The organism is bacterium SCSIO 12741 (assembly GCA_024398055.1).
GTDB lineage: Bacteria > Bacteroidota > Bacteroidia > Flavobacteriales_G > Salibacteraceae > SCSIO-12741.
This window is the reverse complement of record CP073749.1, coordinates 4,383,728-4,399,549: the sequence shown is the minus strand read 5'-3', so window position 1 is coordinate 4,399,549 and position 15,822 is coordinate 4,383,728. Positions and strand designations below refer to the sequence as shown.

The following is a 15,822-nucleotide window of genomic DNA, read 5'->3' as shown; positions in this document are numbered from 1 at the left end:
TGGCTTTGAAATCTGCCTCACAATTTCCCTTTACTTTGAATCGTGTCCTCCAAAAAATCCATTTATCACGATTGGTTTGCCCATAGAGGCTGGAAGCCTTTTCCTTTTCAGGAACGGGCCCGTGAAGCCTATTTAAAGGGAAACCAGGGATTGGTAAATGCGCCAACTGGTAGTGGTAAAACTTACTCCTTGGCCTTACCCATTTTGGAGGAATTTATTCACAATCACCCGGAGGCTCAAGGTAAGAAATGGGAGAAACGTCCAGGGCTACAGGCTATTTGGATTACCCCAATTAGAGCCTTAACCAAGGAAATTGAAGGAGCGGTAAGTCGAGCTGTTCAGGAGTTGGATTTGGATTGGCGGGTTGCGATTCGTTCAGGAGATACGTCCCAAAAGGAAAAGGCGGATCAGAAAAAGCAGATGCCCGAATTTCTCATTACTACTCCAGAGTCCATTCACATCCTGTTGGCTCAAAAGGGCTATGCACGGCATTTTAAAAATCTGAAGGCCGTTGTAGTGGACGAATGGCACGATCTGCTTGGAACCAAGAGGGGAGTGCTGGTTGAGTTATTACTCAGTCGATTGCGTGGACTCAATCCGGCCTTAAAAACCTGGGGTATTTCGGCTACCATTGGAAACCTGGACCAATCGTTGGAAGTATTGCTGGGCAAAGCCTTTGATCCTGAAAAACACCACATCATTCAATCAAGAATCAAGAAGAAGATTGTAGTGGAAACCCTCATGCCCGATGAGATTGAAGAATTTCCCTGGTCGGGTCACATTGGCATTCGCTTGTTGAAGAAAGTGATTCCCATTATTCGAAAAAGTAAATCAACCCTCATTTTTACCAATACCCGATCCATGGCCGAGATCTGGTATCAGCGGTTGTTGGCTGAGGAGCCCGAACTGGCTGGAGTAATGGCCATGCATCATGGATCCATATCCAAAGAAATTCGGTTTTGGGTGGAAGATGCTTTGTATGATGGTCAACTTAAGGCTGTGGTGTGTACTTCGAGCCTGGATTTGGGTGTAGACTTTCGACCGGTCGAAAACATTGTTCAGATTGGGAGTCCTAAGGGCGTGTCGCGGTTTATGCAGCGGGCAGGTCGAAGTGGTCATCAGCCTGGAGCAACGAGTAAGATTTGGTTTGTGCCTACGCATTCTTTGGAAATTGTGGAGTCTGCCGCATTGCGCTACGCCATGGAGCAGGAGATGATAGAGGACCGAACGCCCTATGTGCGTTCCTTCGATGTGTTGGTGCAATACCTGGTAACCCTGGCTGTTTCGGATGGATTTTATCAGGAAGAACTGTACGCCGAAATTAAGGGTACACACTGTTATTCCACCGTTAGTGAGCGGGAGTGGAATTGGGTTTTGGATTTCATTACTTCCGGAGGCCAAAGCCTGAGTCAATATCCCGATTTTCACAAAGTAGTCGTGCAGGAGGGGCTTTTTAAAGTAGTTAGCAGAAAGGTGGCCCAGCGGCATCGACTTTCCATAGGTACCATTGTGAGCGACGTCATGATGACCATCAAATACAAACGGGGCAAGCGCATCGGCAATGTAGAGGAGTGGTTTATCGCTCGTTTGAATCCGGGTGATGTTTTTTGGTTTGCCGGCCGAAATCTGGAGTTGGTTAAGATCCGTGATCTCACTGTTGAAGTGATTGATAGCAAACAGAAAACGGGAAAAGTACCTTCCTGGCAAGGGGGCAGAATGCCTTTGTCTTCCCAGATGTCGGCAACCTTAAGGGATCAGCTCAATCGAATTGCGAATGGAGAGCAGGATTCTCTGGAATTAACCACTTTACAACCTTTGGTGGCCATTCAGCAAGAACGAAGTATTGTACCCAATGAGAATCAATTGCTCATCGAGAAAACCTATACTGAAGAAGGCTGTCACGTTTTTGTTTTCCCGTTTGACGGACGCAATGTTCATGAAGGAATGGCGGCCTTGTTGGCGTATCGGATCTCCTTACTGCAACCCATTTCTTTTTCCATGGCCATGAATGACTATGGCTTCGAGTTGCTTTCTGATCAGGATATTCCTATCGAAACGGCAATTGATAGCGACTTACTGAGCTCCGACTATTTGCGGGAAGATATCCAACGAAGTCTCAATGCTACGGAAATGGCTCGCCGACGCTTTCGGGATATTGCTTCTATCGCTGGGTTAATCTTCCAGGGTTACCCCGGTAAACAAAAGAAAACAAGGCATGTTCAAGCTTCTTCGTCGCTCTTTTTTGATGTTTTTAATGAGTATGAAGGAGATAACCTATTGCTGCTACAGGCCTATGAAGAAGCCATGGAGTTTCAACTTGAGGAAGCTCGATTGAGGCAGGTTCTGGACCGAATTGCTCAACAGGAAATCGTGCTGACCTATCCCGATAATCCGAGTCCCTTTGCTTTTCCAATCATGGTGGATCGCTTACGTGAAAAGATTACTTCCGAAACCCTGGCGGATCGAATTAAGAAGATGCAGGTATCATTCCGTTAACAGGCCTTCCTCATTTTCCTGGTACTGTCCGCCCAAATGCAAGAGATGCATCCGGTAGATCAAATCCCCGGCATCTAAATGACGAATGAGGGTGGAGAGAAAAAGCTGGCTGTTTTTAAACGAATACTTTCTTTCTGAAAGACCCTGAATCTGATGGTATTTGGCTTCTTCTACATGATCCTGAATTCGTTTCAAATACTCCCGGGCAATCTCAGAAGTGTTTTCGTTTTCCGCAGAAGGTTGAATGGAATTGATGTACTGGCCGAGCAGTTCTGAAAACTTTTTCAGGTAATTCTTCTGTTCCTCGGATAACGGACCGTGTAGATTCAATACATGATCTCGGGCAATTTTCAGTGAGATGTACAGCTCGTCCCATATTTCCGATTCCAGAATGTAGAAGTCAATGAGCAACTTTCCACTATCAATCCGAGCCCTATCTGAATCCTTTATAAGCTGAGCAATGGTTGAGCGATACGTGTGGTTAATCTCGATTTTCGCCTGTAGGTCTTTTTGAAGTGTATTGAGTAATCGACCGTTGTTGTTGACTACAGCCAGAATGAGTTGATCAACAAATAGTTGAAAGGCACGATCCGTTTTAGCCGAGACCTGTTTCAAACGCAAGCCTACTTCCTGAGGAGATTCTTCGATCCATTGGGCGGTGAGATCCACCTGCACGGCTTGGCGCACTTCATTATCCGTAAATCGGTTAACCAGAAAGAGTCCAGCCAATACAACTACGACAACGGCACCTACGCCTACAAAGTCAAATTGATAACAGATAATGGCAAACAGGGCCGAAATGCTCAAAGCTGACAAGGCGGTAATAAACCAACCTCCAATCACAGTTAACACTCCAGATACTCGATAAACGGCGCTATCCCGGTTCCAGGCTTTATCGGCAAGCGAGGTTCCCATCAGCACCATAAAAGAGACGTAGGTGGTCGATAAGGGCAATTTTAAACTCGTACCCACGGAGATTAAACTCGCTGCCACCATGAGGTTGACTGAGGCTCTAACCAAGTCGAAGGCCACGGCTGGGCGAGTAGGGGATGCTTTTGCTGGCTGCAACTCAAAACGATTGTTGATCAAGGCTCGCCAGGTTCGAGGCAGTAAGGCACTAACGAAATAGGCAATAAAACTGGTAAATCGAACCACGCTACGAGCTAAATCATTGCCCTGAAACCGCTCAATGCTATCTGATTGCTGGCTTAACTTGACCGTTGTTTGAATCACATTTCTCGCTTTTTTGGAGGTCCAGAGCGTAATGATCATGATGATTCCGGCGATGTACAAAAACAAGGGATTTGAGGTGGTAGATCCTGCTGGCCCGTTGAACACCTCCAAGGTATATTCATCGGCAGGCTGGCCGGATTGTTTCCAGAATTGAAAGGCTTCGAACCCGGCCACTGGTACGCCAATGAAATTGACCAAATCGTTGCTCGCAAAAGCCATGGCCAGAGCGAATGTCCCTAAAAGGGTAATGATCTGAAAGATATCTACCTTCTTTTTGCCGCCAGATAGAATGAAGAAACTAACGAAAGCGATGGTAAAGACTACGACAAACAAGATTAGCAGGTGATCGGTCATCCAGAGAACTGCGCCAGAATCCTTCAACGGAGAATGCTTTAGGCCAACTCGAATGATGAAGTTGAGCACGATGAGCACGGATAATCCTCCAAAAAGAGATCCGCCCCATTTCATGTACTTCTTGTACTTAAAAGAGACCAGCGCCCGAATGATGAACTGCATCAACCAACCGATCACGAATGAGAGGATAACTGAAATGAAAATGGCTATGATCATTTCCACGGCCTTGCCCGTGTTGATGAAGGACAACCACTGTGACAGGGCCATATCCTGGTTATATACCTCTAAAAAGGAGATGGCCAGAGAAGCACCCAACAATTCAAAAACAATGGAGATAGTGGTGGATGTGGGTAGCTTGAGGGAGTTGAAGAGGTCTAAGAGAAGAATGTCTGTGAGCATGACCACTACATAGACGAACAGCACATTCTGGAAAGTAAAGAATCCGGGATTGAAGATTCCCCGTTTGGCTATTTCAATCATTCCGCCGGAGGAGGCTGCGCCTACCAGAATTCCGATGGAAGCTACAATCATAATGGTTTTGAAAGTGGAGGCTCGGGAGCCAATAGCGGAGGTTAAGAAATTGACGGCATCGTTGGAAACACCAACAACCAAATCGAAGGCGGCTAACGCCAACATTAAAATAACTAAGGTAAATAATAGGGTTTCCATCCACCTGCAAGGGCCAGTACCCAATTTGTTTGGTGGTCCAAAGCTATTTCAATGTGAGGCAGGTCTGTGTCAAGTTATTATTAAGAAATGCGAGGGGAGAGTGGCAGTGATAGAATGGGGTAATAATCCGTCGTTCACATTCTCTAACCTAAAACTGATTGCCCGGACAATGGATAATCGATAATATTGCAATCCCAAAGAAAAACCGAATACATGGCCACGTCCCTTCAGCAGTTTTATGAAAAAAGAAGCGAAGAGTGTAAAACAGAAATCACTCAATTAACCGCTCGTATTTGGAAGATCAGTGGATTGCGCCTCTTGGTCTTTTTGCTCGTTGTTGGAGGAATCTATTGGGTTTGGGACGAATGGAGAATAGCACTGGCTATTGGCGTTGGAGGAATGGCGCTTTTTATCTACCTGGTGCGCATTACGGCAGAATTAAGTACTCGTAAACGGTTTTTCCAAAAGAAACAGGCTATCAATGAAGCTGAGGTTAAGGCTTTGGCGGGTGACGTTTCCGAGTTTAGGGATGGCTTGGCCTACCAATCGGGAGACCATGCTTTTAGCCACGATATTGATCTTTTCGGTCAGGGATCCTTTTTTCAATACCTCAATCGCAGTGCCTTGCCAGATGGCGAGCAGAAATTGGCGAGCTGGTTGCTATCTAACGATATCGCTTCCATTGAAGAAAAGCAGCAGGTTATCCAGGAACTGAAAAATGAGGTTGAATGGAGACAAAACTATTCGGCACATGCTTCCTTGGTCAAAAACGAGGTATCCAATGAAAGCATCTTGAGCTTTCTGAAAGACTATAAACCCTTTTTAGGTTCGTCCACGGTTTGGCTTACCTGGGGTTTTGGAATCCTGTCAGCAGTGGTTGTAGCTCTGGCGGCCTTATCCGTTATTTCAGGCATGATGGTTTTTTACTGGACCTTAATCGGAATCGGGATTGTGGGTCGTTACTTCAAGTCAGTTTCCAAGTTGCAAAATGCGACTACTCGAATTAAATCTACTTTCTCTCAGTATTCACAGCTAATGGAAATGATTGAGGGGAGTAGTTTTCAATCGAAGTTGCTTCAGGAACAAAGCCAACGGATTAATCAGGGAGAGGAGAAGCCTTCTGAAATTCTTTACAAGTTTTCAAGAGCATTGGATCAACTTGATCAACGGAACAACCTTCTGTTTGCCTTTGTGGGTAACGGTTTCTTCCTCTGGGACCTGATTCAGGCCCGACGAATAGAAAAATGGATTGCCCAGTATGGTTCACTCGTTGAGCATTGGTTCGATACCGTAGCCACTTTCGATGCCTGGCATTCTCTCGCCAACTATGCCTACAATCACCCTGATTTCACGTTCCCAACTTTGAGCAGCGATGAGCTGATTCGATTGGATGCTGAAGGAATGGGCCATCCGCTAATTCACTCCAGCGTGAGGGTAGACAATGATTTAAAAATTGATCATCGCAATTTCTTTATCATCACCGGTGCCAACATGGCGGGTAAGAGTACCTTCCTGAGAACGGTTTCATTATCTATGGTAATGGCCAATAGTGGACTCCCAGTGTGCGCTCAAAAGTATTTGTATCGGCCTATTAAGCTCATTACGAGCATGCGTACGACCGATTCACTTCAAAAGGACGAATCCTATTTCTTTTCTGAACTAAAACGCTTGAAGTACATCGTGGATCGAATGAATCAGGATGAGTACTTTATTGTATTGGACGAAATCTTGAAGGGAACCAATAGTGAAGATAAAAAGAATGGTTCCAAAAAGTTCGTGGAAAAGCTGGTGTCCACGGGATCAACGGGAATTATAGCCACCCATGATTTAAGTTTGTGCGAAATTGCCGATCGGATAGAGGCGGTCAAGAATTACTTCTTTGAAGCCCGAATAGAAAACGACGAACTTCATTTCGACTACCTGATCAAATCCGGAATCTGCCGGAATATGAATGCCTCATTTCTATTGAAGAAGATGGAGATTGTTTAGCATGCGATAGCCATCGGATGAACGTTGAAGCCTTTGATTAAGGTTTGATCAGGATCAATTCCGTTCTTCGGTTTAATTGATGGGCCTTTTCTTTTTCTTCTTTGGTTTTGAGCTGGGCGATTGTTTCCTCCTTAATCACAGGATCTGACTCGCCTTTACCCAAAGCGCGCAGTCTATCGGCAGGAAAACCGAGTTCCACCATTTCATTTTTGATCCTTTCGGCCCTTTTGGTTGATAATTCGGCATTGGCCTCTTCGCTGCCTCGAGCATCCGTGTGGCAAACAATCACATAGTCGAATTCAGGGTGCTTGGATAGAAAGGAGTAGAGGGAGCTCGCCCATTCGGAAGGACCAATTTTCAATCCATCCAGTTCAAAAAGGTATTCAATTACCAAAGTGTCCCCAGCCGCAAAGGATTGGCTCTCTACGGTTTTGTAGTGCTTTGGATAACCCCCTGTTTCCTGCGCCGAACAGGAATATAGCAATCCCAGGAAAAGAACTAAGGTGGAAGAAACGAGAGTAGAGGTGTAAGTTTCGAATTTCAAAATTCAAAATTCAGCATTCAAAATTATTAATACCCGTATTCCTCCATTTCGCCAATTAATCTCAAGGCATGACCTCGCCAATCTTCTTCCTTGAAATTCCAATCCGTATAAGCTGGATAATCTTCATAACCATAGTCCTTAACTCCAGGAGCAAATGGGCCGGCAATTCCTATGAATTCGCCTTCGTAGTATTTGGTCTTATCAAAGTTGTAGGAGAAAACATAATACACCGAGTCGTTGACCATCATGGTATCCAAAAGGTCCGTGTTGTCAGGGAATACGTCGTCCAGACCTATGAAATTGACGAGACTCATTCGGGCAAACTCTTCTTGAGTGTCGTATTTTTTAGGAATCAAATCGGAACTTCCAGCTCGAAAGCATTCTGACATCATTTCGAAACGGGAGTATTCATTTTTAAACTTCTTTTTGAGCAGTTTAGGAGATACCTCCAGTCCGTTTTTGATTCGGGTTTGAGCGGCAAGTGTACTCATCCAGGAATCCAGTCCTACGATTTCAATCACACGTTGAGTCACTGGATCGGCACTCTTTAGTCCAGTAATGTTTCTCTGAATGGCCAAGTAGTTGTTCATCTCACTCATGTAATAATAGTCTTCGCCTTTGGCCAGTTCTTCATAGATGTCCAGATCATCGTTGATATGGGCAAAAAGCAGGTCTTGTTTTTCTCTAATCAAGGCATGGCTTGAACTGTCTTTACGGGAAAGAGTTTCGGCAAGGTCGAGCGCAAATTTGCGGTAAGCCGATTTATCCGTCAAAGCCAAAATCTCATCCCACTTTTCTTGGCAGTAGGGGAGACTATCTCTTAGCGGTTGGCCTATCCACCAGCTCATTTCATCAAGATAAGGCTCATTCATGAGCAAATGATAACTCGCTTCAAAACCCAAGCTGTCTTCCATGTCGTCGAGAAGCAACAGGATGTTTTGGCGGATTTCATTGGTGGTCGATTCCTTGCGGTACAATTTCGATACAAACTCCACAGTCGCTTCATTGGCAATCGGCCTAATTCCGCCAAGAATAATGCATCGGGCACCATAATCCAGAGTATCATCTTCGTACTCCCGACTAAGCATTTGATAAACTACCGGTAGCTCATCTTCTGAATACTCATAAAAGCCGAGCGCATCCATGGAATAGTTGTAGATAATGGTATCTGAAGTACGCAGCCCGGCATAAATATCTTCCAGCTTGGAGGCATATATGTCGAAAGTTTCAAAGGTGTCCGTTTTCACATAAGACTCCTCAAAGAACAGATCGTTACCCTCACTCAGAAGCTCATCATTCGACACTTCAGAGTAAATAAAGAAGTACTTTTTGTTATCGATCCAGTAACGAAACCGGGATTGTTTTTCGGTAAAACGGTTGCCCAAAACCACATCAATTCCGTCAGCGTCACCCATTTTTACGGGTGTCAATTGAACGATGGTATCAGAGTAAGAACCGTAGTCTCTCGCAAATTGGTGGTAGAAAGTATCCAGGTTGTTGATGCGGAAATAATCGTGCAATTCACCATACTCAAATTGATACATTCCACCTGACATGGGATTGGTACAAAAGATATCCGTCATCGTCATCAGGTAAGAGTCACCTTCTTCTTCCTGAATGTATGGGCTGGAGAACAGTTGCACCTCAAAGGGTTCGCCTTCGGGCTTGTGACGTTTTTTGAAAGTAGGAGTAGCATAAGGTTCAAGGGTGAAGGAATCGAAGAAATCATCGCGGGTAAAATCCCGTGCTCCTTCCAACAGGTTTTGGGCCAATAGTACATAGGTACGGTTTCCGCGAACATAGGCTCGGACTCGGGTATAGTACTTATCGGCCAGCATCATGTTAAAGGATCGTCCCGGGTAACCATCAATTTGAATGGTATCGGGAGTTCCCATCAATTTGGCATTGGCTTGCAATTCCTTGATTAGCTCTTCCAGCATCACATCTGGGTCCGGGATATAGTATCCGGAAGGGTTGTCGTTATAGCGGAGTAGGTAGTTGCATCCGTTGGCAATATCCACCGCATATTGGATGTAGACCACATAGTCATCCGACTCTGAATCGATGGGATTAGGAGTCACCGTTACTTTGGTCTCAGGCTCCTTTGGCCATTGTACGGAAAAGGCCGCCTTTTTCTCCGAGTACATCTCCCAATCAGAGGAGAGGTAGGCTGGCGATTTGAAACTTTGGAAGGAATCAAAAAAGCGATCAACAGATGGGCCTTCCAAATGTCTTTTTTCAGGGCCAACAGTGAGTACGTAAACCACATTGTTGCGAATCAGGAAACGGCATTTAACAAATTGATCCTCTTTGGTTTTGATCACTGCTTCAGCCGCATCGAATCCATTCATCTTGACTCTTTTTTTGCGGATTAATTCACCTTGGCTGTTTCCAAAGTTTTGAATCAATAAGTCAACGAATTGTTGTTCATCAAATTGATCCGAATTAACCTTGCCGCGGAAATCCATGGCAATCATCATGTAAAACTGTCCGGTACTGATGTCGGGATAGATGAACGTAGGAATTTCCTTGACGGATTCAATCAAAAAGAGCTTTCCTGGGGTCTCCAATTGAAAACCAAATTCTTCGTTTCGGTTTTTAGCCCATTCAATTTTGGAAGGATCCACTTTGTACTGTTCGGCAATTCCGGTGTAGGCCGATACAACTGTTTCCACTTTATACCCCTTGGCTCTCAATAATTCCACCACACCTTCTTTTCCTGGAAGATGAGCGGCACCCATGGCGGCGAAAAGGCTTTGTTTTTTAACCAGTGAATCAATAGTATTGACCATTACCTCATTTCGTTTGAGCATGGATCCGTTCTTGCCCAGTTCTTTTTGACTCAATTTTTCAATGCCATCAACGTCCCCGTTCCGGTAGAGTTGAACTACGGAATCGCGCAACATTTCCTGGTAGTTTTCCGAAGAATCTACCGTAACCATAAGCTGGTCGCGAAGCTGATCATCACTCATATTTCTAAGCATACCGAGCTGATCTTCCAATTCTTCCAGGCCAAATACAGGCTTTTGGTAGGTACGGGCTATTCCATAGAGGTAGCCATCCATAAAGGTTTCTTTGTCCGATTTACTCCGCTTCTTTTTCTCCATCATGGTGGCCAGGAGTAGGGGATTGTTTTGGTTCATATCCGCCAGATCCAAACCGGTAACTTCCTTGAATTTTTTTGCAAATCGTTGGTATTCATCTTCCGATAAAACCTCTTTCAATCGACTGTCTTCGCTGTCTTCTTCATTACCAAATCGTCCGGCTAAAGTCTTGGTAAACAGGCCTTGCAATACGGTGTCAGGATGAAGTTCCATGGCAAAGGCGTCTGAAGCCTCCAGGCATAGAAGCACTGAATCGGCAAACTGGAAGACTTCCTCATCCTGAATGTGAATGGTTCCAAAAAGGTAGGAGGGCTTGTCCAAACCATTTCCACTTACTCGCCAAAGCAAGCTGTGCTTTTGTTGCCCATGCAGGCTAATGGAAGTAAATAGTAGTGCGCTTAGGATGGTTGCAATCAGGGTTCTCATAGGGCCTAATTTGATGGATTGCGAAAAGGGTTAACTGGAGCAATATTAAAGAATAAATGAGCCAGAGCCTAATGAAACGGCCATGTCTATCGTTTCCGGATAAAAGTTAATTTAGGCTATTCATACCTTAAACTAATGATCTCATGGATGCCTTTAAGAATCCTCTTGAAAAATCCAGGTTTGAATCAACGAATGGACCTTGGAACCGATTACGCCTCAATGACCCCTGGAGCGTAGGCTACGTTTCCTCACTGATCGTATACCGCGACTTTCGCAGCAAAGAAGATTGGGAGGCGTTTTATTACCAAAGTGGCGAGTTGCGGAATAACCGATTACTGGAATTAGCTGAGCAAGAACGGCAGCAGCTAAATAATTTTCGCCTCATTTTAACCCATCCCAAAGAGGTATACAAAATTGACCCTTCCTTACGTGGAGTTAACACCTCTTATGGTCGTACGCAGGAACAATTGATGGAGCGGGCTGCTGTTCTTTATCAATTTATGCTCAGCCAGGGAAGTGACTTGAGTTTGATGGAGTGTTTTCATTGCGTTTGGTTCCGAACTATTGGCCAAACCTGGAATGGAATTGTATTGCGCGAAAAAAACACGCTTCAGCGTTTGGCTGACTACTTTCCGGATTGCACCTGGAAAAACACCGATGGTCAGTTTGATCATCGCTATGCGGTAGACTACGAAATGTTTAAAAACGGAGAGAGGGTGGCGGCTATTCAAATAAAGCCACGTAGCTACCAGCAGGGAAATCAGCCTTATTTAATAAAAGCCCGGGAAGCGAATCGACGGAAAAATGAGGCTTACAAGCGTTTGTTTGGATGTGAGGTGTTTGATATAATCTCCACAACCGATGGTTCCTTGCTCAATACCGAGGTGTTGGATAGAATGAGATTAGCTCTTCAGAATTGAGTACGGAAGTTACCAGGAAAATTGGCAATGGATTTCTTGGGCCATACATTCCACCGATTTGAGAGCCGGCCAGTTGATCTCTTTTTCTTGTGAGGTCATAACAGGTATATCCCAGGCTTCATGGTGGTGTTTAAAAGCATTCGGGCCTTTGGTCTCTTTACGATGAGCCACAAATTTTTCGTGGTTTTGCAGGCGGTTTTTAATCCAGTCGTTTTGTTCTCCTTTCCAGCTGTTTAGGTCGCCGGTGAAAAGCTCTTCGGTGAGTCCAGGATCCAATTCATAGCCTATGCTACTTCTGCCTGAAAGGAGGGCTGCCCGGGTAGTGGTTCCGGTTCCCAAAAACGGGTCTAAAACCACATCGCCAATAACTGAAAACATCTGAATGAGTCGCCAGGGGAGTTCGAGTGGATAGGCCGCACTGCGTTCCCGACCTGCCGATTTTCGAGTCGATTGGCGGGTACCTGTAAATTCCCAGAGATCGCTAAACCACTGGTTTCGTTCTTCCCAGAAATAGGCACTTTCACGGCGCCGTTGTTTGTCTTCTTCTAAGGTAAAGTTGCGTTTACCTCCCTTGCGAAACAGTAGAATGAATTCATGCTCGAGGGTGACATACGCTCCCGGAGAGAGCATGCCCGAACCCATAAACTTATTGGGAGAGTTGGTTGGTTTGCGCCACAGGATAGAAGGAAGTATGCTCATGCTCAGATCTTCCATGGCCTGTATGATTCGGCTGTGGTTGGAATACAATCGAAAGGTTTTTCCAAGAGTACGAGTTGCATCTCCAATATTGATTGCTGCAATTCCTCCTGGTTGCAAAACCCGGTAGGCTTCCCGCCAAACGGAATCCAGTTCCTGGTGCATTCCTTCAAATGCTTCCATGCCCATGTTCTTTTCGAGGGCAGTGCTTATGGCAGGGTTTTGTGTCACAAACAACTCGTCCCACATTCCTATCATGGGGTAAGGTGGGGAAGTAACGATCAGGGGGATGGATTCATCTGCGATTTCCTCCATTTTTTGCGCAGATCGGTGGATGACTTTATGCGTTGTTTTGAGCACGATTCGAAAGTAGATAGAATCCGGAAATAAATGTTAAGATCACAGCCAAGAGCTCGCAATTTCTCTGGCATTTTATAGTTTAGAAAGCTAAACAACCAGCAAGGGAGTTTTTAATCCTCTATTTTTTATAGGTATGTCGAAAAACCAGCAGCGGGAAGAATACCTGCGATTTGTCTCCAGTGAAAACCTGAGTTTAGCCACCCGAAGGGCCATGGATCTTACGGTGGACATGGATGAGTTAGCTTCATTTCGTGATGAAGTAACCGAAGTAAGAGCCCATTATAATCAGCTTAGGGGCCTGGGAGAAGGCGAACTAAGCGGGGAACAGAAAAACCAGGTGATTCAAGGACTAAGCGCCTTTACGGCAGCGGTTGAAAAAATGAAGCTCGATGATCCTTCAGAAACAACTTCACCCGCCAAAACCGTAGTTGAGATCCGGGATTTACAAAAGCATTACCGAAATGGCGGTCACAATTTCGACTTGGGCCCCATTAACCTGAGTTTGAAATCCGGGGAAATATGTGGTGTAGTAGGGGAGAATGGAAATGGAAAAACCACCCTGTTACGAATTTTGGCCCGTGAGACCGCTCCAGACACTGGAGATATAGACTACCAGGGCATAGGGCTCAACAACTTGCCTGATTATGAACGAAAACAACGCATTGCCTTCATTCCGCAACGGCTTAAACGTTGGAATGGAACCTTGCTTCAAAACCTACACTTTGCTGCCGCCATACATGGAGTAACTGGTGAAGAGAATGAAGAACGGGTGCGCTTCGTAGTACACCGATTGGGACTAACGCGGTTTCAGCACTTAACCTGGTCGCAGCTTTCATCGGGGTATAAACTTCGGTTTGAACTGGCTCGTATGATTGTATGGAGACCTCAGTTTTTGGTGTTGGACGAACCCATTGCAAACCTCGATTTAGTGGCACAGCAGCAGTTTCTTCAGGATTTATCACACCTGGCCAGTTCCACGCGATATCCCTTGGGTATTATTTTGAGCTCGCAACAGTTGCACCAGATTGAAAGTGTAGCCGATCAAATTGTGTTTTTGAAAAATGGAAAAGCCTTGTATTCTGGGCAATCCGGTTCGTTTGGAGACGATCGGGAGCACAATACCTACCAGCTTTCAGGCCCCTTTAGTTTCATCGATCTTCAAAACGCTATGCAATCTGCTTCAGGGGTAAAAGTGCTGGACAACGGAACCTCATTTACCCTTGAAACTCCGATTGAATGGACCACGCAAAAACTTTTACTGCATCTTGTTGAGCAGTCCATTGAAGTAGAGTATTTCCGAAATATCAGCCGTTCCACCCGCAAATTATTTTCCGACACCCTATGAAAATCCTGAAAAAAATTCTCCCCGGTTTTCTGCAGCAAATCGACCACAAACTTTTGATCAATGCGCCTTGGCTATGGCAGGTTAAAATTCATTACCACATCTGGATATTGCTTTTGGTCAACCTCCTGTTGGCAGCAATCGCTTGGGTGTGGCCCTTGCATTTCGATCGTATTCCCGATCTGGAACTCCTGTTTGCTCTTCTTTTCATCTTGCAGGCTACCTATTTCTGCTTCTGGGTGTATCGGATGTTGCGTTTCAATTCAGACAAGAATTTTGGGCGGTGGAAGTTTTACCATGCTCAGATTCAATTTCTGCTCTGGTTTATAAGTATCTTCTTGATAATCAGTCTGTCTTTTACGCCTACCATGATTATGAGCTATCGGGTTTCTCACTTGATAAGTGATGAAGATTTTCAAAACGATTTGAATACGCTCGAGATGGGGCAGCCCTTTGAAATGGACGAATTGAATGATTACGAATATTTCTTTAGTAAAGAAGATTTTGTGAGGCGGGCTCAGCGTAAAATCGACATTGATAATGACACGAATTACCGTGCGATTAATTATCCGGAATTTCCAAGTTCATTGGAATTACTGATTGCGGAGGCCCAGGAGCGTGAGGATGAGTTTAGAGTGGTTATTGATGGACGAATGGATACGATGATGTTTAGGGATAGTATTTTACATTATCGAAATCTCTGGCAGAGTTTGGAAAGGGATCATTCGAAGTATTTCAATTCATTCTATCCTTATCATTATTCTGAAGAAAGGTTTCCCAAGTTGTTAGATAGCCAGGGATTATTGGACAGTTATGTCAAGGCCTTGGGTGAGCCCGTTTCTTATGCTCAACGCAAACTTTTGGCCCGAATCGAAGTAGCTCAGAAGTACGGTAGATCCTACCGCTGGGACCCTCAGGTTTACGCGGATTATTACGCCTATTTTCATGGGAAATACATCAGTAAATCCAATCCCAAAGCCACTTGGATGTTCCCGGCAGAATCGACCAACTTTTCCAACAGTTCAGCTCCCTCTTTTGGGACGAATATCAGTCGTATTGTCGATGCCAAAATGAAGTACCATTATTTCTTCAAATCCGGATATTGGTGGATGATGACCGTGGTTGTCTTTTGCATCACCGGACTATTGTTTCTGTTTACTTCCTTTCGCTGGCAAAACTTTCTCGCCGCTGTGGCTACCGGAATTGTGATTTCCATTTTTATGGGGTTAAGCTTAGCCTTCGTGGAATACTACAACGAAGAAAACCTACTTGCCATGGAGTTCTTCGGACTCTTTTGGTTGCTTCTTGGTGTCGCATTCCTTTTGGGAGTGAGCCGCGTTCATTCCCACATTGCATCCACGCTTTGGATTTTACTCATCGCCGCCATGCCTTTTATTCCGGCTGTGGGCTTTCATATTTTGGATCGTCAGTTCGACTATTTTGATAGAGATCAGTACGATGTTCAAATCGATGCTTTACGCTTAAAGTATCAATCCGATGAAATTAGTTACGAGGATTTTGAGGCGGAAAGGAAAAGGCTGGATAAGCTGGATGATGAACTCAGGGCTCAAATTGTCGGTTACTTGGTGATGTGTATTGTGGGAGGCATTTTGTTTTTCTATTTGGTTTTAGTGCCCTTGGTTAAGGGGCGGGCCAACCGAATGCTGGCCTACCCAAAACGGAGCTAAA

At 44.9% G+C, this 15,822-nt stretch carries 9 protein-coding genes; 5 read left to right on the top strand and 4 right to left on the bottom strand.

Translation table 11 applies throughout. The annotated features are described in order from the left end of the window. Positions 1-42 precede the first annotated feature (42 nt). The gene (locus tag KFE98_18725) at positions 43-2,496 is read left to right on the top strand and encodes a ligase-associated DNA damage response DEXH box helicase (GenBank protein UTW62021.1); all 2,454 of its coding nucleotides are present in this window, start codon (positions 43-45) and stop codon (positions 2,494-2,496) included. Here KFE98_18725 and KFE98_18720 read toward each other — a convergent pair. After that, the gene (locus tag KFE98_18720) at positions 2,485-4,752 is read right to left on the bottom strand and encodes an inorganic phosphate transporter (protein UTW62020.1); all 2,268 of its coding nucleotides are present in this window, start codon (positions 4,750-4,752) and stop codon (positions 2,485-2,487) included. The two genes, KFE98_18725 and KFE98_18720, sit on opposite strands and share 12 nt — an antisense overlap. Before the next feature lie 213 nt (positions 4,753-4,965). Here KFE98_18720 and KFE98_18715 point away from each other — a divergent pair, with 213 nt between their 5' ends. Beyond that, positions 4,966-6,741 (top strand): DNA mismatch repair protein MutS, encoded by a 1,776-nt coding sequence (locus KFE98_18715; GenBank protein ID UTW62019.1) that lies wholly within the window; start codon positions 4,966-4,968, stop codon positions 6,739-6,741. A 37-nt stretch (positions 6,742-6,778) separates the two neighbouring features. On the opposite strand, the gene KFE98_18710 is transcribed toward KFE98_18715, so the two are convergent. After that, positions 6,779-7,285 carry an OmpA family protein gene (locus tag KFE98_18710; GenBank protein ID UTW62018.1) on the bottom strand — a complete coding sequence of 169 codons (507 nt, stop codon included), beginning with the start codon at positions 7,283-7,285 and terminating at the stop codon, positions 6,779-6,781. Positions 7,286-7,311: 26 nt separating this feature from the next. Then, positions 7,312-10,815 carry a TraB/GumN family protein gene (locus tag KFE98_18705; protein UTW62017.1) on the bottom strand — a complete coding sequence of 1,168 codons (3,504 nt, stop codon included), beginning with the start codon at positions 10,813-10,815 and terminating at the stop codon, positions 7,312-7,314. Positions 10,816-10,958: 143 nt separating this feature from the next. Between KFE98_18705 and KFE98_18700 the strand changes: the two genes are divergently transcribed. After that, the gene (locus tag KFE98_18700; protein ID UTW62016.1) at positions 10,959-11,735 is read left to right on the top strand and encodes a hypothetical protein; all 777 of its coding nucleotides are present in this window, start codon (positions 10,959-10,961) and stop codon (positions 11,733-11,735) included. Between the two features lie 9 nt (positions 11,736-11,744). On the opposite strand, the gene KFE98_18695 is transcribed toward KFE98_18700, so the two are convergent. Continuing rightward, entirely contained in the window at positions 11,745-12,746 is a 1,002-nt protein-coding gene (locus KFE98_18695; GenBank protein UTW62015.1) for a site-specific DNA-methyltransferase, read from the bottom strand. A gap of 178 nt (positions 12,747-12,924) precedes the next feature. Between KFE98_18695 and KFE98_18690 the strand changes: the two genes are divergently transcribed. Further along, positions 12,925-14,136 (top strand): ABC transporter ATP-binding protein, encoded by a 1,212-nt coding sequence (locus KFE98_18690; GenBank protein ID UTW62014.1) that lies wholly within the window; start codon positions 12,925-12,927, stop codon positions 14,134-14,136. Beyond that, the gene (locus KFE98_18685; GenBank protein UTW62013.1) at positions 14,133-15,821 is read left to right on the top strand and encodes a hypothetical protein; all 1,689 of its coding nucleotides are present in this window, start codon (positions 14,133-14,135) and stop codon (positions 15,819-15,821) included. The genes KFE98_18690 and KFE98_18685 overlap by 4 nt, the downstream gene beginning before the upstream one ends. The last annotated feature ends 1 nt before the right edge of the window (position 15,822 follow it).